This is a genomic window from Kribbella sp. CA-294648 (assembly GCF_050943845.1).
In the GTDB taxonomy this organism is placed as follows: domain Bacteria; phylum Actinomycetota; class Actinomycetes; order Propionibacteriales; family Kribbellaceae; genus Kribbella.
Genome location: NZ_CP191981.1, coordinates 8306252 through 8330647, shown reverse-complemented (window position 1 = coordinate 8330647; position 24396 = coordinate 8306252). Strand labels below are relative to the sequence as shown.

25 protein-coding genes and 1 pseudogene are annotated in these 24396 nt (G+C 68.3%); 19 read left to right on the top strand and 7 right to left on the bottom strand.

Annotated features, from left to right (window positions below; genetic code table 11):
• Positions 1-165: 165 nt before the first annotated feature.
• Both ACQPYM_RS39795 and tdh read right to left on the bottom strand, forming a co-directional pair.
• Positions 166-1347, bottom strand: coding sequence for a glycine C-acetyltransferase (locus ACQPYM_RS39795; RefSeq protein WP_433011787.1), 1182 nt, complete (start codon positions 1345-1347; stop codon positions 166-168).
• Complete coding sequence (tdh, locus tag ACQPYM_RS39790) at positions 1347-2390, bottom strand: L-threonine 3-dehydrogenase (RefSeq protein ID WP_433011784.1); 1044 nt, start codon at positions 2388-2390, stop codon at positions 1347-1349. The genes ACQPYM_RS39795 and tdh overlap by 1 nt, the downstream gene beginning before the upstream one ends.
• A gap of 274 nt (positions 2391-2664) precedes the next feature.
• On the opposite strand from tdh, the gene ACQPYM_RS39785 reads away from it, so the two are divergent.
• From ACQPYM_RS39785 to ACQPYM_RS39750, 8 genes are all read left to right on the top strand, one after another.
• Positions 2665-3294, top strand: coding sequence for a class E sortase (locus ACQPYM_RS39785; RefSeq protein ID WP_433011782.1), 630 nt, complete (start codon positions 2665-2667; stop codon positions 3292-3294).
• A 22-nt stretch (positions 3295-3316) separates the two neighbouring features.
• Entirely contained in the window at positions 3317-3865 is a 549-nt protein-coding gene (gene pyrE, locus ACQPYM_RS39780; RefSeq protein WP_433011779.1) for an orotate phosphoribosyltransferase, read from the top strand.
• The gene (locus tag ACQPYM_RS39775; protein WP_433011776.1) at positions 3862-4566 is read left to right on the top strand and encodes a hypothetical protein; all 705 of its coding nucleotides are present in this window, start codon (positions 3862-3864) and stop codon (positions 4564-4566) included. The genes pyrE and ACQPYM_RS39775 overlap by 4 nt, the downstream gene beginning before the upstream one ends.
• Positions 4567-4602: 36 nt before the next feature.
• Positions 4603-5307: a hypothetical protein gene (locus ACQPYM_RS39770; protein ID WP_433011773.1), complete on the top strand. Its 705-nt coding sequence runs from the start codon at positions 4603-4605 to the stop codon at positions 5305-5307.
• Positions 5308-5325: 18 nt separating this feature from the next.
• Positions 5326-5991 carry a hypothetical protein gene (locus ACQPYM_RS39765; RefSeq protein ID WP_433011770.1) on the top strand — a complete coding sequence of 222 codons (666 nt, stop codon included), beginning with the start codon at positions 5326-5328 and terminating at the stop codon, positions 5989-5991.
• Between the two features lie 66 nt (positions 5992-6057).
• A complete protein-coding gene (locus ACQPYM_RS39760; RefSeq protein WP_433011767.1) occupies positions 6058-6852 on the top strand; it encodes a LemA family protein in 795 nt (264 codons plus the stop codon).
• A gap of 437 nt (positions 6853-7289) precedes the next feature.
• Entirely contained in the window at positions 7290-10271 is a 2982-nt protein-coding gene (locus ACQPYM_RS39755) for an AfsR/SARP family transcriptional regulator (protein WP_433011764.1), read from the top strand.
• Positions 10272-10397: 126 nt separating this feature from the next.
• On the top strand, positions 10398-10814 hold the full coding sequence (locus tag ACQPYM_RS39750) for a hypothetical protein (RefSeq protein ID WP_433011761.1): 417 nt from the start codon (positions 10398-10400) through the stop codon (positions 10812-10814).
• A gap of 4 nt (positions 10815-10818) precedes the next feature.
• Here the strand turns inward: ACQPYM_RS39750 and ACQPYM_RS39745 are convergent, their stop codons facing one another.
• Entirely contained in the window at positions 10819-11508 is a 690-nt protein-coding gene (locus tag ACQPYM_RS39745) for a DedA family protein (RefSeq protein WP_433023482.1), read from the bottom strand.
• A gap of 33 nt (positions 11509-11541) precedes the next feature.
• Here ACQPYM_RS39745 and ACQPYM_RS39740 point away from each other — a divergent pair, with 33 nt between their 5' ends.
• The 3 genes from ACQPYM_RS39740 (at position 11542) to ACQPYM_RS39730 (ending at position 14015) form a co-directional block, all read left to right on the top strand.
• The gene (locus tag ACQPYM_RS39740; protein ID WP_433011758.1) at positions 11542-12222 is read left to right on the top strand and encodes a TrmH family RNA methyltransferase; all 681 of its coding nucleotides are present in this window, start codon (positions 11542-11544) and stop codon (positions 12220-12222) included.
• Between the two features lie 182 nt (positions 12223-12404).
• Positions 12405-12689 (top strand): hypothetical protein, encoded by a 285-nt coding sequence (locus tag ACQPYM_RS39735; RefSeq protein WP_433011756.1) that lies wholly within the window; start codon positions 12405-12407, stop codon positions 12687-12689.
• Positions 12690-12749: 60 nt separating this feature from the next.
• Positions 12750-14015 (top strand): alpha-amylase family protein, encoded by a 1266-nt coding sequence (locus ACQPYM_RS39730; protein WP_433011753.1) that lies wholly within the window; start codon positions 12750-12752, stop codon positions 14013-14015.
• An 11-nt stretch (positions 14016-14026) separates the two neighbouring features.
• On the opposite strand, the gene ACQPYM_RS39725 is transcribed toward ACQPYM_RS39730, so the two are convergent.
• Positions 14027-14623, bottom strand: a complete 597-nt coding sequence (locus ACQPYM_RS39725) for an ester cyclase (protein WP_433011750.1) — start codon at positions 14621-14623, stop codon at positions 14027-14029.
• A 101-nt stretch (positions 14624-14724) separates the two neighbouring features.
• Between ACQPYM_RS39725 and ACQPYM_RS39720 the strand changes: the two genes are divergently transcribed.
• Positions 14725-15102 (top strand): winged helix-turn-helix transcriptional regulator, encoded by a 378-nt coding sequence (locus ACQPYM_RS39720; protein WP_433011747.1) that lies wholly within the window; start codon positions 14725-14727, stop codon positions 15100-15102.
• 57 nt (positions 15103-15159) lie between these two features.
• On the opposite strand, the gene ACQPYM_RS39715 is transcribed toward ACQPYM_RS39720, so the two are convergent.
• Complete coding sequence (locus tag ACQPYM_RS39715) at positions 15160-16212, bottom strand: SIS domain-containing protein (RefSeq protein WP_433011744.1); 1053 nt, start codon at positions 16210-16212, stop codon at positions 15160-15162.
• A gap of 113 nt (positions 16213-16325) precedes the next feature.
• Here ACQPYM_RS39715 and ACQPYM_RS39710 point away from each other — a divergent pair, with 113 nt between their 5' ends.
• The 4 genes and pseudogenes from ACQPYM_RS39710 (at position 16326) to ACQPYM_RS39695 (ending at position 20009) form a co-directional block, all read left to right on the top strand.
• On the top strand, positions 16326-17045 hold the full coding sequence (locus ACQPYM_RS39710) for a GntR family transcriptional regulator (RefSeq protein ID WP_132215972.1): 720 nt from the start codon (positions 16326-16328) through the stop codon (positions 17043-17045).
• Positions 17046-17252: 207 nt separating this feature from the next.
• Positions 17253-18278 (top strand): class II fructose-bisphosphate aldolase, encoded by a 1026-nt coding sequence (gene fbaA / locus ACQPYM_RS39705; protein ID WP_433011741.1) that lies wholly within the window; start codon positions 17253-17255, stop codon positions 18276-18278.
• Between the two features lie 902 nt (positions 18279-19180).
• A pseudogene (locus ACQPYM_RS39700) lies at positions 19181-19570 on the top strand (LLM class flavin-dependent oxidoreductase); the annotation flags it as partial.
• A gap of 43 nt (positions 19571-19613) precedes the next feature.
• Positions 19614-20009, top strand: a complete 396-nt coding sequence (locus ACQPYM_RS39695; RefSeq protein WP_433023525.1) for a hypothetical protein — start codon at positions 19614-19616, stop codon at positions 20007-20009.
• A 4-nt stretch (positions 20010-20013) separates the two neighbouring features.
• Here ACQPYM_RS39695 and ACQPYM_RS39690 read toward each other — a convergent pair whose 3' ends face one another.
• Both ACQPYM_RS39690 and ACQPYM_RS39685 read right to left on the bottom strand, forming a co-directional pair.
• Complete coding sequence (locus tag ACQPYM_RS39690; RefSeq protein WP_433011738.1) at positions 20014-21003, bottom strand: type IV toxin-antitoxin system AbiEi family antitoxin domain-containing protein; 990 nt, start codon at positions 21001-21003, stop codon at positions 20014-20016.
• A 102-nt stretch (positions 21004-21105) separates the two neighbouring features.
• Positions 21106-21555: an HNH endonuclease gene (locus tag ACQPYM_RS39685; protein WP_433011735.1), complete on the bottom strand. Its 450-nt coding sequence runs from the start codon at positions 21553-21555 to the stop codon at positions 21106-21108.
• Between the two features lie 147 nt (positions 21556-21702).
• Between ACQPYM_RS39685 and ACQPYM_RS39680 the strand changes: the two genes are divergently transcribed.
• From ACQPYM_RS39680 to ACQPYM_RS39670, 3 genes are all read left to right on the top strand, one after another.
• Entirely contained in the window at positions 21703-22110 is a 408-nt protein-coding gene (locus ACQPYM_RS39680; RefSeq protein ID WP_433011732.1) for a DUF3151 domain-containing protein, read from the top strand.
• Between the two features lie 75 nt (positions 22111-22185).
• Positions 22186-22932, top strand: coding sequence for a 2-phosphosulfolactate phosphatase (locus ACQPYM_RS39675; RefSeq protein ID WP_433011729.1), 747 nt, complete (start codon positions 22186-22188; stop codon positions 22930-22932).
• A gap of 166 nt (positions 22933-23098) precedes the next feature.
• Positions 23099-24385 (top strand): MFS transporter, encoded by a 1287-nt coding sequence (locus ACQPYM_RS39670; protein WP_433011726.1) that lies wholly within the window; start codon positions 23099-23101, stop codon positions 24383-24385.
• Positions 24386-24396: the final 11 nt, after the last annotated feature.

Genomic DNA, 24396 nt, shown 5'->3' with positions numbered 1-24396 from the left:
CGTCGCGCTCGGCGCAGCAGCCGAAGTACTCGAGCTCGTAGCCGCAACTGGCTGGTTTCCGCCATCACCACATCCAGCAACACCCAACAGCCCGACAACCCCGGCAACGGCCAGTACTCCGCGCATGACTCTCCCTCACTCGAACGGACCGGCTCACCCTAGTGCTCAGCTCAGGGCGGCGCGGGCTTCGATGAAGGCGGCGACGGCGCGTTCGACGTCCTCGGTGGAGTGGGCGGCCGAGAGCTGGGTGCGGATCCGGGCCTTGCCGTGGGGGACGACCGGGTAGGAGAAGCCGATCACGTAGACGCCGAGCTCGAGCAGCTTCTCGGCCAGCCGGCCGGCCTCGGCGGCGTCGCCGATCATCACCGGGGCGATCGGGTGGTCGCCGGGGAGGATGTCGAAGCCTGCCTCGGTCATCTTGGTGCGGAAGAGCTTCGTGTTCGCGGTCAGTTTGTCGCGCAGGTCGGACGAGCCGCCGATCAGCTGCAACGCCTTCAACGACGCCGCGGTGACGGACGGGGCCAGCGAGTTGGAGAACAGGTACGGGCGGGAGCGCTGGCGCAGTACCTCGACGATCTCGCGCCGCGCCGACACGTAACCGCCCGACGCGCCGCCGAGGGCCTTGCCGAGCGTGCCGGTCAGGACGTCGATCCGGTCCTGGACGCCGAACAGGGACGGCGTACCGGCGCCGTCCGGGCCGACGAAACCGACCGCGTGCGAGTCGTCCACCATCACCAGCGCGTCGTACCGCTCGGCCAGGTCGCAGATCTCGTCCAGCGGCGCGACGTACCCGTCCATCGAGAAGACGCCGTCGGTGGCGATCAGCCGGTACCGGGCGTCCGCCGCGTCCTTCAGCTGGGCCTCGAGGTCGGCCATGTCGCGGTTCTTGTAACGGTACCGCTTGGCCTTCGACAGCCGGATGCCGTCGATGATGCTGGCGTGGTTCAGCTCGTCGGAGATGACCGCGTCCTCGGCACCGAGCAGCGTCTCGAACAATCCGCCGTTCGCGTCGAAGCAGGAGCTGTAGAGGATGGTGTCCTCCTGGCCGAGGAAGTTGCTCAGGGCATCTTCCAGGTCCTTGTGGATCTCCTGCGTGCCGCAGATGAACCGGACCGAGGCCATCCCGAAACCCCAACGGTCCAAGGCGTCCCGGGCCGCCGAGATCACCTCGGGGTGGTCGGCCAGGCCGAGGTAGTTGTTGGCGCAGAAGTTCAGCACCTCCTTGCCGGAGGCAACCGAGATGGCGGCGTTCTGCGGTGAGCTGATCACCCGCTCGGACTTGTACAGCCCGGCGGCGCGGATCTCGCCGATCGTGGTGGTCAGGTCGTCGCGCATCCGGCCGAACATCAGTGCTTCTCCTCCAGGTTGGTCCAGTCCAGGATCACTTTGCCGCAGTCGCCCTGCCGGGCGACGTCGAAGGCCTGTTCGAAGTCGGCGTAGCCGAACCGGTGGGTGATCACCGGGCCGAGGTCCAGGCCGCGTTCCAGCATCACCGACATCGAGTACCAGGTCTCGAACATCTCCCGGCCGTAGATGCCCTTGATGGTCAGCATGTTGAGCACCACCGTGCCCCAGTCGATCGCGATCTCGTCGGCGGGCAGGCCGAGCATCGCGATCTTGCCGCCGTGGTTCATGTTCGCGAGCATGTCGCGCAGCGCGGCCGGCTGACCGGACATCTCCATCCCGACGTCGAACCCCTCCCGCATGCCCAGGCCGTGCTGGGCGTCGGCGATGCTCTGTTCGCGGACATTCACCGCGTGCGTCACGCCGATCTTGCGGGCCAGGTCGAGCCGGTAGTCGGACAGATCGGTGATCACCACGTTGCGCGCGCCGGCGTGCAGCGCGACGGCCGCGGCCATGATGCCGATCGGGCCGGCGCCGGTGATCAGCACGTCCTCGCCGACGACCGGGAACGACAACGCGGTGTGTACGGCGTTGCCGAACGGGTCGAAGATCGCGGCCACGTCGAGGTCGACCGGATCGCGGTGCACCCAGACGTTCGTGGCCGGCAGCTTCACGTACTCCGCGAACGCGCCCGCCACGTGGACGCCGAGGCCGCGCGTCTTGATGCAGAGGTGGCGGCGGCCGGCCCGGCAGTTGCGGCAACGGCCGCAGACCAGGTGTCCCTCGCCGCTGACCACGTCACCGACCGCGACATCGCGGACACCGGCGCCGATCTCCACGACCTCGCCGCAGAACTCGTGCCCGGTGACCATCGGGACCGGCACGTTCTTCTGGGCCCACGGGTCCCAGTTCTGGATGTGCAGATCGGTGCCGCACAGACCGGTGCGCAGTACCTTGATCAGTACTTCGTCCGCCTCGATCTGGGGCTCAGGAACGTCCTGCAACCACAGTCCTGGCCTGCTCTCGGCCTTGACCAGCGCCTTCACCCGCGACCTCCTAGATTTCCTTGCCGTTCACATCGTTATCCCCGGTTGCCACGTCCGTCCATCGACACGTCGTACACAGCCTTTGCAGATCCTCTGCATACCAAGGGCATGTCACCCGATCCCACGCCTACTGCGCGGCACTCGGCACGGCATCTCGACGCACTGGGGTGAAGGCCACGATGGAAAACATCGAGGCCTTCACCCCAGCACGCCGAGCTACCGCACCGAGCACCTGCTCGCTACGGCGTGGGACCGGGCGACATACCCTGTGCCCATGGCACGGGGCGTCGTACGGGGTTTGGGAGTCGTCCTGCTGGTGGCCGGGCTCGGGTTGCTCGGGTGGGTGGGGTGGCAGTACTTCGGTACCGGGATCACCTCGAACCACGCGATGGACGACCTCAAGCGCGACCTGCACGACAACTGGCAACCAGCCAAGAAGCCCACCGCCAAAGCTGAAGCCGGTACGCCGATCGTGCTGCTGCGGATCCCGAAGTTCGGCAAGGACTGGGAGAAGCCTGTCGTGGAAGGCGTCGGCAAGAGCGAGCTGAGCCGCGGGATCGGGCACTACCCGCAGACGCAGCTTCCCGGGGAGCCGGGCAATTTCGCGGTTGCCGGGCACCGGGTCACGCATGGCTCGCCGTTTCGCAAACTGCTCGAGCTGACCAAGGGCGACCAGGTGATCGTGGAGACCGCCGACACCGTCTACACCTACGAGCTGGATGGCTCGCCCCGCGACCTGACCGTCAAACCGGCCGACAACTGGGTCCTCGAACCGGTACCGGGCAAGCCGCGCGAGGCGCCGACCAGATCGATCATCACGCTCACCACTTGTCAGGACCTGTTCCACTCCCCGGACCGCTCGGTCGCCTTCGGTCACCTGGTCAGGGCGGAGAAGAAGAACTAGCTGTCCCTTAGAGTGAGGGCTCATGAGCTCTGATCGCGCTGCGCTGCTGGACCAGGTCAAGACCAAGGCGATCGTGCGGGGGCGGGTGACGCTGGCCTCGGGCAAGGAAGCCGACTACTACGTCGACCTGCGCCGGATCACGCTGGACGCCGAGGCGGCGCCGCTGATCGGGCCCGCGCTGCTGGAGCTGACCGCGGATCTCGAGTACGACGCCGTCGGCGGGCTGACCCTCGGGGCCGACCCGGTGGCGCTGTCGATGTTGCACGCGGCCGCTCAGCAGGGCCGCAAGCTGGACGCGTTCGTCGTCCGCAAGGCCGAGAAGACGCACGGGCTGCAGCGCCGGATCGAGGGTCCGGACGTGAAGGGCCGCCGGGTGCTCGCGGTCGAGGACACCTCGACCACCGGCGGTTCGGTGCTGACCGCCGTCGAGGCGTTGCGTGAGGCCGGGGCCGAGGTGGTCGCCGTCGCGGTGATCGTCGACCGGGCCACCGGCGCGCAGGAGAAGGTCGAGTCGGAGGGGCTGGAGTACCGCTCGGTGTTCGGCCTCGAGGAGCTTGGCCTCGATTCATGACCTCGAGCATGGCGGTGATGATCGTCGTCGGCCTGCTGGTCGTCGGCGTGGTTTCCTATCTCAGCCACGTGCTGGCGAAGAAGCGGCGCGAGGAGTTCGCGGCCTTCGCCGCCCAGCTCGGCTTCAGCTATCAGCCGCAGAACCACCTGCTGGCCGGTCAGTGGGCCGGCACGCCGTTCGGCACCGGTAACAACCGGCGGGTCCGCAACGTGCTGGCCGGCGCCTATCAGGGCCGGCAGATCGTTGCCTTCGACTACAGCTACCAGACCCAGTCGAGCAACGGGAGAGGCGGCCGGCGGACCACGACGCACAAGTTCGGCGTCGTCGTGATGCAACTGCCGGGTGCGCTGCCGCGGCTCGAGGTCACCCATGAGGGGATTTTCGGTGGCGCGGTGATGAACGCGCTGGGTTTCGCCGACCTGCAGTTCGAGAGCGAGCAGTTCAACCGGACCTTCCGGGTGGAGGCCGACGACCAGCGCTTCGGGCACGCAGTGATCCATCCGCAGATGATGGAGATGCTGCTCAGCCGCGGCGAGATCGGCTGGCGGTTCGAGGGCAACTCGCTGATCGGCTGGGACTCCGGCGCGCACTCACCCGTCGAGGTGATGAACCGGCTCCAACTCCTGCAACTGGTCAGCGACCACATCCCGCCGTACGTGTGGCGCGACTACGCCGGGATCGACCCTCGCGTCAGCGGCTGATTGGTGCTGACACCAGGTGGCTGAGAAGCTTCGCGGGTGGACTTCACAGCCCTGCTGCCCCTGCTCCTCATGGTCGCGGTGACGATCGCCAGGAACCTCTACGGCAAACGACGGACCGACGACCGGGTGCGGACGGTCAGCACGCTCGCTACGGAGGGCGGCTGGCGGTACTTCGACGCCGAGCCCGCGCTGGCCGGCCGCTGGCCGGGTGACCCGTTCGGCCGGGGCGTGCACCGCGATGTCACCAACGTGATCCGCGGCAGCTGGGGAGGGCGGAAGTTCATCGCGTTCGACTACAGCTACGAGATCCGGCAGGGGCTGTTCCCGCAGGCCAAGGGTGCCGGGTTCGTCAACCAGTTCGGGGTGGTCGTGATGCAACTCCCCGCAAGCCTGCCACCCCTGCAGGCGCAGCACGAGAACCTGCTGGGCGAGCAGGTCGCCAACGCACTGTCGGGCGAGCAGGACATCCCGTTCGAGAGCGAGGAGTTCAACCGGCTGTTCCGGATCACCTCCGACGACACGTGGTACGCCCGGGCCGTGATCCACCCGCGGATGATGAACCTGATGATGGAGCGCGGTGACCTCGACTGGCGGCTGTCCGGCCGCGACCTGATCGCCTGGCGCCGCGGCCACCACACCGACGAGGACCTGCGCAGCCGCCTCGACTTCCTGGCTACCCTGATCGAGGAGATCCCCCGCGACGTCTGGGACAAGTACGCGGAGCCGCGAAAGGCCGACTAGATGCTCAGCGTCCTCACCGTGGGGGTGCTCCTGACGATCGCCGTGGTTGTGGCCGTCGGCATCGCCGCAACCCGGCAGCGCGGGCTGTCGACGCAGCGAAACCATGGACTGGCCGTCTTGGCCGCGCAGTACGGTCTCCACTTCGCCACCGCCAACCATGCGCCGGCCAGGCGGTGGTCCGGTACCCCGTTCCTCGGCGGCGAGGAGGGCCTGGCTTTCAACGTGCTGACCGGCCGGTACGGGGATCGTCAGGTCGTTGCCTTCGAGTACCAGTTCACGGTGTACAAGCAGGGGACCTACCGGTTCAGTGTGGTCGTGGTCCGGTTGTCGGCGGCACTGCCCCGGCTTGCGGTGGACTGGGCGGCGTCGGGCCTCGACGTGCTGACCGGGGCGCTCCGGCCGCAGGCGATCGAGCTGGAGAGCGAGTGGTTCAACGAGTCGTTCCGGGTGCTGGCCGACGATCCGCGGTTCGCGCACGCGGTGGTGCACCCGAGGATGATGGAACTGCTGCTGCAGCGGGGCGAGGTCCCTTGGCGGATCGACGGAGCGGACCTGATCGGCTGGGCCGAGGGGCCGCTGGAGCTGGGGAACGTGCTGCGGAGGATCGCGGTGCTCAGTGAGGTCGCCGGCCTGATCCCGCCGTTCGTCTTCACCGACTACGGACGCGACCCCAGGCTCGGCTGACCCCGCGGCGGACCTGGGCACCGTTAGAGTCGGGGCGAGCCTTACCCAACACTCGGGAGCAGGGAAATGACCCTCGTCATCGTCATCATCGTCGCGATCGTCGTGATTCTGGCCATCGCGTTGATGGTCTCGTACAACCGGTTCGTCAAGCAGCGGAACCTGATCCAGGAGTCCTGGCGGCAGATCGACGTCGAGCTGCACCGCCGCTACGACCTGATCCCGAACCTGGTCGAGACCGTGCGGGCCTACGCCGCGCACGAGCGGCACGTGTTCGAGGAGGTTGCCCGGCTGCGCACCCAGGCGGTGAACGTGCAGGGCGCGACCCCGGAGCAGCGGGCCGCGGCCGAGGGTCAGCTGTCCGGCGCGCTGCGCCAGATGATGATCTCGGTCGAGGCGTACCCGCAGCTGCAGTCGAACCAGAACTTCCTCAACCTGCAGCGCGAGCTGACCGACACCGAGGACCGGATCGCGGCCGGCCGGCGCTTCTACAACGCCAATGTCGGCGACTACAACACCCGGATCGAGGCGTTCCCGTCGAACCTGATCGCGAACAGCTTCAAGTTCGAGAAGGCCGGCTACTTCGAGGTCAAGGACGAGGAGGTCCGCTCGGTCCCGCAGGTGTCGTTCGGCACCATCGGCTCGGTCGAGGGCGAGCAGCCGCAGCCGCAGATGCAGCCGGGCATCCAGTCGTCGGGCCAGATCCAGCCGCAGATGCCGGGCCAGCAGCAGGGCGGCTACTCCCAGCAGCCGCAGTACCAGCCGCAGCAGCAGTTCCCGCCGACCGGTGGCCAGCCCCCCGTCGGCGGACCGCCTGCGGGAGCCCCCGGTCCGCAGGACGGTCAGCCGCCCTTCACCGGCTAGTGCGCCGTGTCGGGAGTTGCGTCAGCGATAGCGGTGTCCAGGTGCGTGCATCGCGGTGGCGGAGGAGCGGCCTCGATGCTTTTCCATCATTGCCGTTTCTCCGCTGCCGCGAGGTGCGTGCCTGGGCGCTGGTAGCGCGACGGAACTTGCGACACGGCGCACTAGGTAACAGCCAGTGGTCAGTAGGGCACTGAGCTCCCCCCGGCCAGTGCCCCCACCGCCGTTGCTCAGTGCCCTAAAGTCCCAAATTCAGGCCCGGGCGCGACGATGGTCACTCGTCACTCCCGGGCCTGCCCTCCCCCCGGTACCGCGGACCACCCTGCCTGGCGCGGATACATCGCGCGTACATCGCGAGGTACATCGCAGCGTCCGAACCTTCCCGGCGGGCGGGGAGGGATGCCACCATGGGGCGGGCCAACAGTTGAGAGGGCAGGCAAGTGGACAGTCTGAGGTACGAGATCCTCGGACCTCTGCGCCTCGCTCAGGTCCCCGGCCAGCCGCTCCGGGCCAGTAAACCGCGGCAGCTGCTCGCCACTCTGCTCCTGCACCCCAACCGGTTCGTGTCCACGGACCTGATCGCCGATGCGCTCTGGGAGGGCAACCCGCCCCGCTCGGCGACGGCCAACATCCGCACCTACGTCCGGGCTCTGCGCGGCGTCCTGCAGGAGGCCGGCCTAGCCGCGCCGATCGACACCTCGGCAGCGGGCTACAGCATCGGGGTGGGCGTCGACGAGCTCGACGCGAGCCTGTTCGAGTCCCTGCTCGCCGAAGGCGGCCACCTGCGCGATGCGGGGGACAAGCGGGAGGCGATGCGTGTCCTGTCCCGGGCCTACTCGCTCTGGCGTGGGCACCCGCTCGAGGACCTGACCATCCCGTCCGCCTGGGAAGGCTCGATCGCCCGCCTCGACGCGCAGTACCGGGGACTGGTCGACACACTGCTCGACCTGCGACTCGAGTACGGCGACGCCAGCGGTGCTGCAGTACTGCTCAGTGGACGCCTCACCGAGGACCCGTACGACGAACAGCTGTGGCGGCGACTCGTTGACGCCCTGCTGGCCGCCGGGCGGGTGGGTGAGGCCAGAGCGGCGTACCAGAAGGCCGTGCGGACTCTTGCCGACGAGCTGGACGTCAAGCCCGGCCCGGAGCTCCAAGCAGCCGGTGCTCGCGCAGAGAACGGCCGCTCAGCCAACTGGCCCGACCCAGGCATCCCCGCAGCAACCAGTACGCCGGTACGCGCGGAGCCGGAGCCCACCGGCCCGATGACGTCGCCGGTACTCACCGAGCCGCACCGGCCGCCCAGCCAGCTCCCACTCGACCTGTCCGACTTCAGTGGCCGGCAGCACCAATTGGAGCAGTTGCGCGACCTGGTGTGCGGCCGCGACCCGATCCGGCCGCCGATCGCGGTGATCTCCGGCGCTCCCGGTACGGGCAAGACGTCGCTGGCAGTCCGGCTGGGGCACCTTGTTCGGGACTCGTTCCCGGACGGCCAGATCTACCTGGACATGCGGGGCGCCACCGACCCCCGCGATCCGGCAGCGGCGCTGACCGATCTGTTGCTGAGCCTCAACATGTCGGACTCCGCAGTACCGGCAGATCCTGAGCGGCGGTCGGCGGCGCTGCGATCCGAACTCGCCAGCCGGCGGGTCCTGATCATCCTCGATGACGTTGCCTCCGCCAGCCAGATCGCGCCGCTGATGCCGGGCACCGGTGCGTCGGCCGTCGTGATCACCAGCCGGAACCGGTTGATGGACCTGGCCGGTGCGGACAGTACGCCGCTCGACACCTTCAACGACGGCGAGGCCGCCGAGCTGCTGCGCCGGATCGCCGGAGTCGGCCGGGTCGACACGAGCTCACCCGCTGCCAACGAGATCCTCGCCGCCTGTGGAAACCTGCCGCTCGCGATCCGGATCGTCGCCAGCCGGCTGGCTCAGCGCCCGGACCTCAGCCCCACCGAACTGGCCCGGCGGCTGCGCGACGAGACCCACCGGCTGGACGAGCTGAGCATCGGCGAGCTGGCCGTCCGGACCAGCGCGGATCTCAGCTACGACGCGCTGAGCGCCGAGGAGGCCCGGCTCTACCGGTTGATCGGGCGCTTCGCGGTCGGCGAGTTCTCCGCCCGGATCCTCGAGTCGATCTCCACGCCGGCCTCGGTCCGGCGCAGCATGGACCGGTTGATCGAGGTCAACCTCGTCCAGATCAACTCGGTCGACGCGAACGGCACCGCGCGGTACCGGGTGCACGACCTGCTCCGGTTGCACGCGATCGGAGTCGGCGACGACGCGCAGAAGGCGCAGGCGGTCAAGGATCTGCGGATCGTCTTCGAATCCCTGCTGCACAAGGTGCGCCGGGCAAGTGCAGCGCTGCCGTTCGAGTACTTCGGCGTCCTGGAACACACCGGTCCGCTGCTCACCCCGGATCCGCAGCCGTTCACCCCGTCGGATGCGATCGCCTGGTTCGACGCCGAGCGGTCCACCTTCGCCCCCGCGATCCGGGCGGCCGCGCAGAACGGCCTGCACGACTATGCCTGGCGGATCGCCGCAGCCTGGGGGCCGTACCTGGACATGCGGGCGTACTTCGACGACTGGAACGAGTCGCACCAACCCGGCCTGACCAGCGCGATCGCCTGCGGGGACCGGCAGGGCGAGGCGATCCTGCATCGGAACCTGGGTCAGCTCGCGCTCTACCAGGACAACTGGGACGCGGCCTGGCATCACCTGACCGAGGCGGCCGCCATCTTCGAGGAGGCCGGGCACAAACAGGGCGCCGGCATCGCCGCTGTCGGCCTCGGGACCTGGCTGCGCGAACGTGGCCGGCCCGACGACGCGCTGGCGCAGTACGAGCGTGCCGTGGGGGCGCTGGTCGAGGTGGGCGACAAGAACGGGGAAGCGGTGGCCCGGAGCGCGGCCGCCTCGATCATGCTGAGCCGCAACGACACGATCACCGCCGGGCGCTATCTGGCCGAGGCGTTCCTGCTTGGTGTGCGGCTCGGCGACTCGCATCGGGAGGCGAAGGTCCGGCGCCGGATCGCCGCGTTGCGGATGCAACAGGGCCGTACCGACCAGGCGGTTCGCCAGTTGCGGGCGTCGCTGGCGATCTTCACCAGCCTGGGTGACGACCACTGCGCGGCGTACGGGCGGGCTGAGCTCGGGCGCGCGTTGATCGCCGTCGGCGACGTGGCGGCCGCGCGGCGGATGTTGCTGGACGCGATCACCATCGGTCAGCGGCTGGGGGATCGCAGCGTCGAGGGGCAGGCGGCGTACGACCTCGGGCAGCTCTATGCGAGCACCGGGAACGTGGACTTCGCCCGCCGGTACCTGGATCGGGCCGCCCGGGTGTGGCAGCTCGTCGCCAACGACACCAAGGTCAGCGAGGCCCGGTCCGCGCTGGCGGCCGTGACGAGTGATCTCGCCGTGGGCTGATTGCCCTTCAGAGCAAGGGGTTTCGTCGCCCTGTGTAGTTGATCCTGGCAATGTACGGCGCGTGTATGCGGCCGGACGAAGATCGTGGCACCACGGCAGGGGCCGGAGGATGGGGGAAGCACGGCCATGGGGGAGATTGTTGTGGAGCGCCAGACACCGGCGGCGGAGCGTGAGTGGGCCGCGAACCCACGCGACACCGAGGCCGCACTGGGCTGGCAACTGGAACGGGTGGGATCGACCGCCTGGCAGGACTGGTCGCTGAAGTTCCAGCGGATGGCCTTCGGCTACGCCCAGGACAGCGGCTGGCACGATCCCGCCGACGCGTTGCAATGGCTCGACCACCACGCCTTGCTGCACGAGGGTGAGGCGCCACGGGGGGCGCTGGTCTGGTACCAGGCGGCGGACCGGGTCCGGGTGGCTTGCTCACTCGGCTCCGGCCAGGTGGTCGGCCCATTGCCACGCGGCCAGGTGGCTACTGCCGCCCTGGCCGACCTCAGCACCGACTACGTCTGGTCAGACCCGCACTTCCCGTTCGGGCACTGAGGGTCTACCGCGGGTCGGGAGCGGTGGTGCTCTCCTCGAGCTGGGCCTCCAGGCCCTCGATGACCTTGCCGTGGCCGCGGCGCCTGGCCAGGACGAACTCGACCACCATCGGCACCAGCGAGACCAGGACCAGCAGCAGCAGGGCCGACTCGAGGTGGTCGTGGATGAACTTGATCCGGCCGAGCGCGTGGCCCAGCAGGGTGACACCGGTGGCCCACAGGACGGCACCGATCCCGGTCCAGACGAAGAACTTGCGCGGGTCCATCTTGCCGGCGCCGGCCACCACCGTGATGAAGGTGCGCACGATCGGGACGAACCGGGCCAGCACCAGCGCGCGCGGGCCGTACCGCTCGAAGAACTCGTGGGTCTGCTCGATGTACTTCGGTTTCAGGAACCGGGCGTTCGGGTTGGTGAACAGCGTCGTGCCGAGCCCGCGGCCGATGTAGTAGCCGGACACGTTGCCCAGGAACGCGGAGATGGTCAGCACCACGCAGGCCAGCCAGAGCGGGACGTCGATCGTGCCGTGCGCGATGAACAGGCCGACCGCGAACAACAGCGAGTCACCGGGCAGAATCGGGAACAGCAGCCCGCATTCGACGAAAATGACGGCGGCCGTGCCCCACAGTGACCAGTCACCCAACCAGTTCAGCAGGTATTCGGGGTCCATCCAGTTCGGCATCAGCATCGCCATCATCGAGATCACCGCGACAGGGTAGCGTCCCGACCCATGCAGGAAGCCAATCGAGAGCGTGACTCCGGAACGGCCGCGGACCTGATCGGAGCCGATCTGGTCGGCCCGGCCGAGGTCGGGGTCGGTCCGTGGCCGGGGGAACCGCCCACGGATCCACGGCTCGACCCCGAGCTGCTGGCGGCCGGTGACCGCCGCAACGTGGTGGACCGGTACCGCTACTGGCGGCTGGAGGCGATCGTCGAGGACCTCGACACCCGCCGGAACCCGTTCCACGTCGCGATCGAGAACTGGCAGCACGATCTGAACATCGGCTCGGTGGTCCGGACCGCGAACGCCTTCCTGGCCCGCGAGGTGCACATCGTCGGCAACCGCAAATGGAACCGCCGCGGCGCGATGGTGACGGACCGCTACCAACATGTCCGCCACCATCCCCAGCTCGCCGACCTCGCGGCGTACGCCGAAGAACACGCACTCGCGGTGATCGGCATCGACAACCTGCCCGGTTCGGTACCGCTGGAGACCTACGAACTCCCGACCGACTGCATTCTGCTGTTCGGCCAGGAAGGCCCGGGCCTGACCGAGGCAGCGCACGCCATCTGTACCGACGTACTGTCGATCGCCCAGTTCGGCTCCACCCGCTCGATCAACGCCAGCGCGGCGGCGGCCATCGCCATGCACGCCTGGATCCGCCGCCACACCTTCCACCAGAAGCCCTAGTCCTCACTTGGCGGTCGGCCCGGAAGTTGCCGGGAGATGTTGCCGGGAAAGTTGTTGCCTCAGGGGCCGTAACCCCGGGGTGGCGAGGGGCGTTGGAACAGGAGTCAGTCCCAACTCGGAGGGGGACTGCGCTTGCTTCGGCATGCGCTGTTCGGGGTTCAGGTACGGCATTGGGGGACACCATGAGTGCGAATCTGCACGTCCGGCGGACTGTGGATCTCGATGAGGTCGCACAGGTACCGGCAGTCAGGCCTGTTGACGCCCAGCAGCAGCTGGAAGAAATCTGGGGCGTCCTCATCCACGAGGTAGCCACCGTGCACGCGATCTCCACGGCAGCGGTAGAAGCCCGCAACGACGAGTCCCGCCAGGCGCTGCTCAAGTTGTTGGAAGCCGAAACAGCCGAGGTAGTAGCCCTGGTCCACGAGGTTGGGCGTGAGCTCCCAGGTGTGATCGGCGAGGCAAGCTGACCTCCGCTTTCGTTCCGGCGCGGGGCACTACTGTGGTGCCGTCGTCCGGGAGGAGTTCTGATGGTGCCGTGGGCCGACCACGCGATTTGGTGGCACGTGTATCCGTTGGGGTTTGTCGGGGCTGAGGCTGCCGCGCTCCCGGCCGGGTTCCGGACCCGCAGGATCGGGCGGTTGGAGAACTGGCTCGACTACGCGATCGAGCTGGGTTGCTCGGGGCTGTTGCTGGGCCCGGTTTTCGAGTCGGAGACGCACGGGTACGACACGGTCGACCACTTCAGGATCGACGCGCGGCTGGGCGATTACGAGGATTTCGACTCGCTGGTCGCCGCGGCGAAGCAGCGTGGGTTGCGGGTCGTGCTCGACGGGGTTTTCAACCACGTCGCGCGGAGTTTCGCCGCCCCGCCGGAGTGGTTCAAGCGCCGGCCGGACGGATCCCTCGACACCTTCGAGGGCCACGACCATCTGGTCGTGCTCAACCACGACGAGCCGGCCGTCCGCGAGTACGTCGTCGAGGTGATGTGCCACTGGCTCGACCGGGGTGTCGACGGGTGGCGGCTCGACGCGGCGTACGCGGTGGCGCCCGAGTTCTGGCATGCGGTGTTGTCGCAGGTTCGCGAGCGGTTCCCGGAGGCCTGGTTCGTCGGCGAGCTGATTCACGGCGACTACGCCGGTTATGCCGCGACGAGCACGCTCGACTCGGTGACGCAGTACGAGCTGTGGAAGGCGATCTGGAGCTCGCTGAACGATCGCAACTTCTTCGAGCTGGCCTACGCGCTGGAGCGGCATCAGCAGTTCGTCGATCCGTTGGTGCCGCAGACGTTCGTCGGCAACCACGACGTCACCCGGATCGCCAGCAAACTGGACGATTCACGGCATCTGGGCCACGCGCTGGCGGTGCTGTTCGCGGTGGCCGGGGTGCCGAGCATCTATGCCGGTGACGAGCAGGCCATGCGGGGCATCAAGGAGGACAGGGTCGGCGGCGACGATGCCGTCCGGCCGGAGTTCCCGGACAAGCCGAGCGAACTGGCCGACGCAGACTGGGCGACGTACCGGCTGCACCAGCAGTTGATCGGCGTACGGCGTCGCAACGCGTGGCTGACGCGGGCGCGCACCAAGGTCGCCCACCTGACCAACCAGGCGCTCGCCCTGCGCTCCGGCGACGCGCAGGGCCAGCTACTCCTGCTGCTGAACATAGGCGACGAGGCCTACCGCTTCCCGGTGGAAGTGGCAGGCCTCGTCATCGCAGCGCAGTCGGATCCTGGTCAGCTGCCGGAGGATCCGCTGCTACTGCCTCCGCATAGTTGGCTGATCCTCGCTACTGGCTGAGGCTTGGGCTCCTAGTCGAGACCGATCTGGGCATTGAAGGACTGGTTGTCCCAGAAGAGGTACTCCTCGTCCATCGTGTTGTGGCGGTTCCAGATGCCGACCGTGGCCATCAGGATCTCGTACGCCTTGCCGGTCGGCTTGATGAAGCCGCCCTTGCCGTTGGGCATCGGCTTTGTGAAGGTGCCCTTCATGACGCTGGTGACGGCGGTCAGCTGATTGGTCGCGACCCGCAGCGGGTGCTCCAGGATCCGGGTGTCGGGCGCCCAGAGGAAGAACCAGGCCAGGTCCTCGATGTGCTTGTCGATGCCGTCGGTGAAGTGCCCGTCCGGATGGTGCACCCGGATGTTGCGCGCGTGGCTCTCGCCGAGCCGGTCCCACTTCTGACCGGTGAACACCTCGAAGTCCAGCTCGTCGAAGATCCGCAGCTGCCGACGCTCTTGCGGTGAGAGGTTCGCCGGATAACCCGGCTGCCCGCTGCCGAAACCGCTGGTGGGTCCGTCCGTGGTCGAGCCGTAGGCCAGCTCGGTGCCGCTGTTCACCGCGGCCAGCGCGAGGGCGCCGAAGCCGGCTGCGCTGCCACTCCGGATCAGAGAACGTCGGTCAATCATCGTGTCATCCTTCGGTCGCTGTAGTCACTTCTGGATACTGCTTACTACAGGATACTGAGACCTCCAAGTGACCGGTATCCAAAGTGGCTACACTGAGGGACGTGAGTGAGCAGGATGACTACGATGTCTTCTCCGCCGCGTGCCCGGCCCGGCACGTGCTGGAGGACGTGACCGGGCGATGGGGCGCGCTGGTGCTCGGATCGCTCGGCGGCGGGCCGCTGCGTTTCAACGAACTGCGCCGGCACGTCGACGGCGTCAGCCAGAAGATGCTGGCCCAGTCGCTGCAGGCACTCGAACGCGATGGCCTGGTGAATCGGGTGGTCCAGTCGACCTTCCCACTGAAGGTCGAGTACAGCCTGACCCCGCCCGGCGAGGTAGTGGCCGCGAAGCTGCTTGAGCTGATCGGCTACCTGAACAGCAGCATGCCCGGCATCGTCGAAGCTCAGCAGGCTTACGACCAGGCCCGCGCCAACTCCTGAACGCAAGAAGTCCCCGCCGCTCCGGTACTACGAGCAGCGGGGACTCCGTCGGACGGGTCAGTCCGTCTGGGTGACCTTGCGCAGGCCGCGCGGGGCGTCGGGGTCGAGGCCGAGCTTGCGGGCCAGCGCCTCGATCGCGCGCTGGGCCGGGATGACTAGGGCCAGCGGGGCGAGCGTCTCGGGCAGGTCCGGACCGGCCAGGTTGACGTCGCAGAGGGCGGCGAACTTCGCGTCGCCGCCGATGCCGAGGATCTTGCTGCCCTTCTCGCGGACGATCGAGGCGAGCTCGGTCATCCCCGGCAGCGCGGGTCCGTCGGCGGCGGCGACCAGGATGGTGACCAGATCCGCGTCGACGACCGCGATCGGGCCGTGCTTCAGGTCGGCGTACGAGAGGCCGCGGACCGGCTGGAGGCAGGTTTCCTCGAGTTTGAGGGCGACCTCCAGCGTCGTACCGAAGGTGAGGCCTCGGCCGCTGGACAGCACGTCGTGGGCGCCGGCCAGCAGTTCCGCGGCGGCGTCGACCGAGCCTTCCAGCATCTTCGAGGCGGCATCCGGGACGCGGGCGATGTCGGCGTCGAGCGTGCCCGGCTTCTGGGCCAGCGCGTCGACGGCGACCGTGATCGCGGCCAGCTGGGTCGTGTAGGTCTTGGTCGCCGGGACGGCCAGCTCCTTGCCGGCCTGGGTGATCAGCGCGACGTCGGCGGTCGAGGCCAGCGGGCTGTTGCCGTCGTTGGTGATGCCGACGACCGCGGCGCCGTTGCGCTTGGCCCACTCGGCGGTGTCGACGATCTCCTGGGTCGCGCCCGACTGGCTGACCGCCACGACCAGCGAGTTCGACAGGTCGAGGTTGGCGCCGTACAGGGTGGCGACGGAGGGTGCGGCCAGCGATGCCTGACGGCCGGCGTGGATCTCGGTCAGGTAGCGGCCGTAGACGCCGGCGTTGTCGGAGGAACCGCGGGCGACGAAGATCACGTGCCGCCGGCCGGCCGCCAGCCGGGTGATCTCGTGGCGCAGCGGGAGCACGTGCTCGAAGGTCGCGGCCAGCGCTGCCGGCTGTTCGGCGATCTCGCGGGCCATCTGGGTGGTGGGAGCGGGGACGGGCGTTGACACCACGACGATCACTGGTCCTATCTGGTCTTAACAGGTATGCTGCGCACGATAGCAGTGAGCGGCGTACCGGGGCACCCCCGCGTTCCCGCCCAGGTCTGGAGGATCGAGATTCGATGGTGGCGACCAAACGGGCCCAGGTCCGATCGGTACTGGAACGGCTGATCGACGTCGAGCTGCACCCGGGTGATCCGATCCCGTCGGAACGCGCACTGGTGGACAAACTGAACGTGTCCCGGGTGACCGTCCGGCAGGCGATCAGCGACCTGGTCGAGTCGGGCGCGCTGGAACGCGTGCACGGCAAGGGGACCTTTGTCACCGGTCCGCAGGTCGACTCCCAGTTGCACCTGACGTCCTTCTCCCGGGAGATGCGGGCCCGCGGCCTGGAGCCCGGCACGGTCGTTTTGTCGGCGACTGAGATCGAGGCGTCCGACGAGACCGCGAAGGGCCTGCGGGTGCCGAAGGGCACCAAGGTCATCCGGGTCGAGCGGCTGCGCACCGCCGACGCCTCACCGATGGCGTACGAGGTCGGCTACTACCCGTCCGCGCTGTTCCCCGGCCTGCTCGGCCGCGAGCTCGGCACCCTGTACGACGTCTTCGCCAGCGAGTACGACGTCGTCGTCACCTCGGGTGAGCAGACTGTCCGGGCGGACAACGCCGACGGTCATGTCGCCCGGGTGCTCGGCGTGGCCCGGCGGGCACCCCTGCTGGTCCTCGAGCGCACCACCTTCGCCGGCCGCAAGGTGGTCGAACTGTCCTGGTCGGCCTACCGCGCCGACCGCTATCGCCTGCACATGGCCCTGACACCCCGGGGGCCGCGCTCGGGTTCGGCTTGAAGTAGCCGACCCGACTCAGCCGCTTGACCGGCCGGTCCCGGAAACAAACTGGATCGGTCCTGTTCATCAACTGGTCTGTTCTCCTGCTGTTCGCTCCCCGGTCACCTGGCCGGCTCAGCAGGCGGGCCGCCGGGTACGACGAAGTGCCCGGCGGCGATACTGGAGCTCGAACCCCATGGAACTTTGCTGTGAGGAGTACCGCGAGACATGCCTATTGCCACCCCTGAGGTCTACGCCGAGATGCTGGACAAGGCGAAGCAGAACGCCTTCGCCTACCCGGCCATCAACGTCAGCTCCTCGCAGACGCTGATCGCCGCGATCCGTGGTTTCGCCGAGGCGGGCTCGGACGGCATCGTCCAGGTCTCCACCGGCGGCGCGGAGTACCTGTCCGGCTCGACCGTGAAGGACATGGTCACCGGATCGGTCGCGCTGGCGGCGTACGCGCACGAGGTCGCGAAGAACTACAACGTGAACATCGCGCTGCACACCGACCACTGCCCCAAGGACAAGCTGGACGGTTTCGTCCGGCCGCTGCTGGAGATCTCCGCCGAGCGGGTCGCGCGCGGCGAGAACCCGCTGTTCCAGTCGCACATGTGGGACGGTTCCGCGGTGCCGCTGGACGAGAACCTCGAGATCGCCAAGGAGCTGCTGGCCAAGGCCGCGGCGGCGAAGATCGTGCTGGAGATCGAGGTGGGGGTCGTCGGCGGTGAGGAGGACGGCGTCGCCAACGAGATCAACGACAAGCTCTACACCACTGTCGAGGACGGCCTGGCCACGGTCGAGGCACTCGGCACCGGCGAGCACGGCCGCTACCTGACCGCGCTCACCTTCGGCAACGTGCACGGCGTGTACAAGCCGGGCTCGGTCAAGCTGCGCCCGGAGATCCTGAAGGAGATCCAGGACGCGGTCGGCGCCAAGGTCGGCAAGGAGCGCCCGTTCGACCTGGTCTTCCACGGCGGCTCGGGCTCCACGCTCGAGGAGATCCGCGCGGCGGTCGACCACGGCGTCATCAAGATGAACGTCGACACCGACACGCAGTACGCGTTCTCGCGGCCGGTGGCGGCGCACATGTTCAGCAACTACGACGGTGTGCTGAAGGTGGACGGGGAGGTCGGCAACAAGAAGGCGTACGACCCCCGCGCCTGGGGCAAGGCCGCCGAAGCCGGCATGGCCCAGCGTGTAGCCGAGGCGTGCGAAAACCTGCGCTCCACCGGCACCTCCCTCCTCGCCTGACCCAAGCACCAACCACAAGCACCACAGCATTCCGAGCACCCCGGTCGCAGCATGCGCCGGGGTGCTCGCGTACTACGTCCCCCACGCCGGCGCCTCCGCTCGCTCCTCCGTCGCTCACACGGCGCTGGCTCCCGCCCGCCCTGGGGCGCGGGCTCCTCCGTCGCCCGCTTGGGTGAAAGCGGGGTAGTTGGCGAAGGGATCGCCCGATCGCGGGCTCCTCGCCCGCGCTGGCGCCTCCGCTCGCTCCTTCGTCGCTCACACGGCGCTGGCTCCCACCCGCCCTGGGGCGCGGGCTCCTCCGTCGCCCGCTTGAGTGAGAGCAGGGGAGTGGGCGAAGGTCGCCCGATCGCGGGTTAGCCGTGGGTGCACGACGTGGTTGGCGAGGTTGGCCCCGATGGTGGGCGACTGCAGATGGCCGTTGAGGGGTGCGGTGGATGGCCCGGGGACTCGCCACGCTGGCGCCTCCGCTCGCTCCTTCGTCGCTCACTCGGCGCGGGTCCTACGTCGCCCCTTTGAGTGTGAGCAGGGGTGGTTGGGCGAAGGTCCTCCGGTCGCGGGTTGGTAGTGGGTCGTCGCAAGGGCGGCATCTGGTGTGGGAACCAAGGCACAGGTTTGTTGCGGGGGCGCTGGCCGTGTGGGGAACCGCGAAGGCAGGCGCTCCGGACGTGTGGTGGGTGGGTGGATGGATGGACCCAGGGCTGGTGGCACTCCGGCGTGGGTTGGGGTGGACGCCGTGGTGGGCTTGTAATCGGCGGGGGTTGGGGAGACTGGTGGTTTGGATGCGCTTCGGTTGGCGACGGTGCCGGGTGGGCGTTCGGGCGGTGGGGATCATCGGTGGGGGCGATGGGAGTGATCGGAGTTGGTTGCTTTTTGTGGAGTGGTGGGGTGTTTAGGGTCGGGGGATGACGACGTTTCGTGCTGCCTTGTGGCTGCCGTTGTTTGATGAGTTGGCTGAGGCGCTGGTGGTGGCTGGGGTGGCTGCGCTTGCTGAGGAGGCTGGGTGGGATGGGTTGTTGGTGTGGGATCACGTTCGGTGGCAGGCGCCGGTGCGGGGTGTTGCTGATCCGTGGGTGACGCTGGCGGCCGCTGCGATGGCGACTGAGCGGTTGCAGTTGGGGCCGATGGTGACGCCGTTGGCTCGGCGGCGGCCTGCGATGGTGGCGCGGCAGGTCGTCACGCTCGATCGGCTCAGCGGAGGACGGCTGACGCTTGGGGTGGGGATTGGTAGTGATCGGTTCGGGGAGGAGTTCTCGCGGTTCGGGGATGAGGTCGATGATCGCAAGCGGGCCGAGATGACCGATGAGGCTCTCGCCGTACTGCGCGCCGCCTGGTCCGGTGAGACCGTGGATCAACGGCATCCACTACACGGTCGACCAGGTCGAGTTCCTGCCTCGGCCCGTGGACCCGCGTGGCATCCCGATCTGGATCGCGGGCTTCCCCGGGAAGATCCGGCCCCGTCGCCGCGCGGCTCGGCACGAAGGCTTCTTCCCGGTCAACATCACCCACCCCGACGAACTGGCCGAAGCCGTCGACGCCGTCACCACTCTCCGCGCCGCAGAGCTGGAAGAAGCTGCAGCAGAGGATTACGACGTGGCGGTTGCTTTGGAGCCGGGGACGGATCCGGGCGCGTTCGTGCGGGCGGGCGCGACCTGGTGTCTGACTGAGACCGATCCTGACAAGCTCCGGCTGGCGGACATCCGCGCGATGGTTGCCGATGGCTCCTTTCGGTAGGAGGTCAGTTGCGTTTTCGGCGGTGGAGGTTGAAGGGGCGGACGCCGGTACGCCGGTCCGCTCGGGTGAAGGCCCGGCGAAGCTCCGCGACCACCTCGGTGGGATCGTCGAGGTCGGCCCAGGAGATCCAGCAGTACTCCAAAGGCTCCGGTGCGTCCGGTGCGCCGGCCGGCGGACCCGCGAAAGCCCGCTCCACTTCTTCCAGATAGCCCTCGAGATCTTCGGTCCAGAAGGCGCCGCGGGGTTCGAACTCCACCACGGTTCGTTGATCGGGGAACCACAAGCAACCCTCCGAGCTGTCGACCGACTCAGGCGTTGACGGCGGAGGCACTGAAGCCGGTACAGGCAGAGCTGCCTCGGTCAGGATCAATCGCAGCCGTGCTTCCGCTACCGAGGCGGCCTGTCCGGTGACCAGCGCGAGGACCTGCTGCGCCCGAGCGCGGCCACCAGCCAGCTGGTTCACGGCACGTTTCAGGTCAGACGAAGTCACCAGCCCGGAGTACAAGGCGGCTTCGGCGAGGACCAAGGCTGGGGCAGTCGATGCAGTAGCGGCGACTTCCGCGACGGCGCGTGCTGGGGTGACCAGGCGCAGCTTGTTCCACACCGTCACTCCAGGACCAACCGGATCGCGGACGTGCCGATGGATTCCGCCGGCATGCAGGCCGGCCCGGCCACTCCGAGTCGTCACGTGCAGGTTGGTGAGATCCAACCCCCATAGCGGCAACGCATGCAGGGCGGCCGCCGACTGGTGGCTGGCGATCAGGCCGGGCTCACCGCGGCGTAGTACGTGGAAGAGGCGTCGGAGGTGGAGCATTTCGTCGTCGACCACGGTGAGGGTCTGGTGTGGGGCATAGGTGCCCGGCCGGATCCGGCGCCAGCCGCCGGTGTCCAGCAGGGAGTCGATGTCAGGGTCGGGGTAGCCACACGCGCGCGCATCGGCCCGCGTGAACACCCCGCCGCGGATCTGGTTCATCACGCTGAGTTGTGGGTTCACACCACAGAAGATGCACCGATCGCCCGACCGGATCGGCGGTCAGTTCAAAGCTGTGGACAGCCAGGCCTCAGCAGAACAGTCAGAAGGCATGAAAAAAGCCCGTCATGTCTGTATGACGAGCTCGGCGCGGGTTGGTACCCAGGGTTGCCACAGGAGCGGCATGTTGGCCTCGGACGGCGTCCGGTTGCCTTTGCGCTCGTTGCACGAGGCATGGGCGGCGACCGCGTTCAGCCATTCCGTCCGGCCGCCCCGGGATCTCGGTTGGACGTGATCCATCGTGTCGGCGTTCGGCAGCCCGCAATAGGCGCAGTGGAACCTGTCCCGCCGCAGTACGCCGTGTTTGCTGTACTTCATCCGGCCGGCCGCGTAGCGCCAGTGAGTCACGACGTAGCGGACCAGTCGCAGTACGCGGGGCACCGGAAAGGGGCCGATGGTCCGCTCTCCGTGCGCTTCCTCGACCACCGCCACCTCGCGGACCAGCATCCGGATGGCGTGCTGGATCGACACGGTGTGCAGCGGCTCGTAGGACGCGTTCAGGACGATCACGCTCATCGGGTGCCTCCTCTCCGGCCGTAGCTGGGAACCACGGCGGTCTCGACGCAGGGTCTCAAGCATCCGTGGCCGTCCGGTGAACGGTCAATGGATTTCGCCTACCGGGCACGTGCCGGCCCGGGCGCTTGATCAGCGAAGATGTGCTTTATGGAATTGAACAATCTGCTGTCAGGTCCACCCGAGACACTACTCCCCGTCGACCCGGCCGCGGCGGAACTCGCCGCCGGGGCCGCCGCGGTCGACATCGCGGCCAGGTACCCGACCTCCTCGCTGGCCTGGTCGGTGCTCGCCGAGGGGGCGCTGGCCGACGGCCACACGATCGAGGCCTACGCCTACGCCCGGACCGGCTACCACCGCGGTCTGGACCTGCTCCGCCGCAACGGCTGGAAGGGCCACGGGCCGGTCCCGTGGGAGCACGAGCCCAACCGCGGCTTCCTGCGCTGCCTGGCCGTTCTGGGCAAGGCCGCCGCGATCATCGAGGAGAAGGACGAGGCCGAGCGCTGCAAGACGTTCCTGCGCGACTCGTCGGCGACCGCCGCTGACGTCCTGGCCTAGGACGACTCGGCCTGGGCTCCGCCCAGGCCGGAAAGCTGGTTGTAGGGGTCGGCACCGGCGGGGCATGATCCGTCGGTGACCAGCCCCTATGCACAGCAAGGATTTCGCGTCGGCTTCGACTGGGGGCCGGTCGGCGCGACTGCCGTTCCCGGCAGCCTGGTGGCGGTGGTGGACGTACTGTCCTTCACCACAGCCGTCACTGTGGCCGTCGACCGCGGCATCGATGTGTACCCCTACCACTGGCGCGACGAGACAGCAGTCGCGTACGCCGAACAGCTGGGCGCGACCCTGGCGGTAGGTCGCTCGCAGGAGGGCGTCACCCTCTCGCCGGCCTCGATCCGGCAGGCGCAGGACATCAAGCGTCTGGTGCTCCCGTCGCCCAACGGCTCCACCATCTCGCAGCTGCTCAGCGACAGCGGCTCGACAGTCATGGCCGTGTCCCTGCGCAACCGGTCAGCCGCTGCGGGCTGGGCAGCGAGCAAGCTGACCGATGACCCCTCACTCACAGTGGTGGCGATCGCTGCGGGGGAGAGGTGGCCTGACGGCTCACTACGCCCGGCTGTCGAGGACCTGTGGGGTGCCGGTGGCTTCCTGGCTGCACTGGCAGACCACGGAGTCGGCCCGCTGTCCCCGGAGGCCTGGGCGGCAGCCGCGGCGTACAGCGCGGTGGCTCACCAACTGCCTGAGCTGCTGCACGACTGCGCCGGCGGCCGCGAGTTGACGCAGTACGGCTTCCCGCAGGATGTGGCGGTGGCGGCGGAGGTCGACGGCAGTGCGGTAGTGCCTGTGCTGCAGGGCGGCGCTTTCAAGGCTGTAGACTGACCCAGTCATCGAAACCCCAGAGGTTCTGCCCGGTGATAGAGCCGGTAGGCGGCGTGCGTCCCCGGTTCCTACCGAAAATGGACGGTTGTAGGCGGCACAGACGGACCGGCGAAGCAGGACGCCCACGGTCAGGTCACCGCCCCGCCGGGCAGCGGAAGGTACTACCGTGCCGGCACTCACCGGACGGATCCGCACGCCCCAAAATCCCCATAACCCGCGAGACCAGCACCACCCGCAAGACCAGCAACGCCCGCGAGACCGGCGACGCCAACTGCGGCAGCAAGCCCCCAGCGGCTACCGCCTGGCTCTGCGCACACCGGGAGCGCTGAGGTTCTACCTGGCCGCGGCACCGGCCCGGATCGGCATCGCCATGACCGGCCTCGGCATCGTCTGGCTGGTGCACGGATCGACCGGCTCGTACGCCGTCGCCGGTGCGGTGACCGGTGGTTTCGCCGTCGCCGAGGCAGTCGGTGGACCCCAGGTCGCCCGGCTGATCGATCGCTTCGGGCAACCACGCATGCTGCCGATCACCTTGCTGCTGCATGCGGCAGCGATGGGCCTGCTGATCGCACTGACCCTCTCATCGGCCTCGCTCTGGATGCTGGTGCTCGCCGGCGTACTGGCTGGCGGTTCCCTCCCACAGATCGGTGCACAGACTGCGGCCCGCTGGTCCTACGCGTTGCGAGGGGACCCAGTCCTCTCATCGGCCTTCGCGCTGGAGTCACTCAGCACCGGCCTGTCCTTCCTGGTCGGCCCGGCCCTGGTTGGCTCTGTCAGCGCCCTGGTCTCACCAGTAGCAGGCTCCTTGCTGGCAACAACATTCGTGCTTGCAGGAGGCCTCTCCCTAGCAGCACAACGCCGTACTGCGCCGCCTCCTACCGCAGGTGTGCGGCCGGAAGGCTCAGATCGCCTACTGCGTAAGGGGTTCCTCGCACTGATCGGCACCAACGTTGGAGTGGGCCTGTTCTTCGGCAGCATGCAGGTGTCGGTCACAGCCTTTGCTGTCGGCCGCGACTCGGCTTCACTGGCCGGACCGCTCTACAGCATCACCAGCTTGATCAGCCTGGTCGCCGGAATCGCCTACGGAGCAAGGCGTTGGCGTACGCCGGCCAGAAAGCAGTTCGTCATCGCCATGGCCGTCCTGTTCGTCAGCACCCTTCCACTGCTGGCCGTGAACACGCCACTGGCTCTTGCGCTGGCGTTAGCTGCTCCGGGCCTGGCCCTTGCCCCGATCCAGGTGCTGTCGTCGGTCCTGGCCGAGTCAGAGGTTGAGCCCGCAGTACTGACTCAGGCCTTCACCTGGTTGAACTCGGGGAGTGCTGCCGGCATCGCGATGGGTGCTGCCGTGGCTGGGCGAGCAGTAGATGCCCAGGGCCCGCAGTTGGGGTTCGCGCTGGCCATCGCCGCGACTCTGATGGCTACGGCGATGGCCGTCGTTGTCAGGCGGCGCTAGTCGCGCGGGTG

Excerpts from the sequence above, each read along its gene's own strand:
- ACQPYM_RS39685 (WP_433011735.1), bottom strand. The coding sequence starts at position 21,555 with ATGAGCGTGATCGTCCTGAACGCGTCCTACGAGCCGCTGCACACCGTG.
- ACQPYM_RS39775 (WP_433011776.1), top strand. The coding sequence starts at position 3,862 with ATGACCTCGAGCATGGCGGTGATGATCGTCGTCGGCCTGCTGGTCGTC.
- fbaA (WP_433011741.1), top strand. The coding sequence starts at position 17,253 with ATGCCTATTGCCACCCCTGAGGTCTACGCCGAGATGCTGGACAAGGCG.
- ACQPYM_RS39725 (WP_433011750.1), bottom strand. The coding sequence starts at position 14,623 with ATGATTGACCGACGTTCTCTGATCCGGAGTGGCAGCGCAGCCGGCTTC.
- ACQPYM_RS39795 (WP_433011787.1), bottom strand. The coding sequence starts at position 1,347 with ATGTTCGGCCGGATGCGCGACGACCTGACCACCACGATCGGCGAGATC.
- ACQPYM_RS39680 (WP_433011732.1), top strand. The coding sequence starts at position 21,703 with ATGGAATTGAACAATCTGCTGTCAGGTCCACCCGAGACACTACTCCCC.
- ACQPYM_RS39760 (WP_433011767.1), top strand. The coding sequence starts at position 6,058 with ATGACCCTCGTCATCGTCATCATCGTCGCGATCGTCGTGATTCTGGCC.
- pyrE (WP_433011779.1), top strand. The coding sequence starts at position 3,317 with ATGAGCTCTGATCGCGCTGCGCTGCTGGACCAGGTCAAGACCAAGGCG.
- ACQPYM_RS39785 (WP_433011782.1), top strand. The coding sequence starts at position 2,665 with ATGGCACGGGGCGTCGTACGGGGTTTGGGAGTCGTCCTGCTGGTGGCC.
- ACQPYM_RS39730 (WP_433011753.1), top strand. The coding sequence starts at position 12,750 with ATGGTGCCGTGGGCCGACCACGCGATTTGGTGGCACGTGTATCCGTTG.
- ACQPYM_RS39710 (WP_132215972.1), top strand. The coding sequence starts at position 16,326 with ATGGTGGCGACCAAACGGGCCCAGGTCCGATCGGTACTGGAACGGCTG.
- ACQPYM_RS39740 (WP_433011758.1), top strand. The coding sequence starts at position 11,542 with ATGCAGGAAGCCAATCGAGAGCGTGACTCCGGAACGGCCGCGGACCTG.
- ACQPYM_RS39745 (WP_433023482.1), bottom strand. The coding sequence starts at position 11,508 with ATGATGGCGATGCTGATGCCGAACTGGATGGACCCCGAATACCTGCTG.
- ACQPYM_RS39735 (WP_433011756.1), top strand. The coding sequence starts at position 12,405 with ATGAGTGCGAATCTGCACGTCCGGCGGACTGTGGATCTCGATGAGGTC.
- ACQPYM_RS39750 (WP_433011761.1), top strand. The coding sequence starts at position 10,398 with ATGGGGGAGATTGTTGTGGAGCGCCAGACACCGGCGGCGGAGCGTGAG.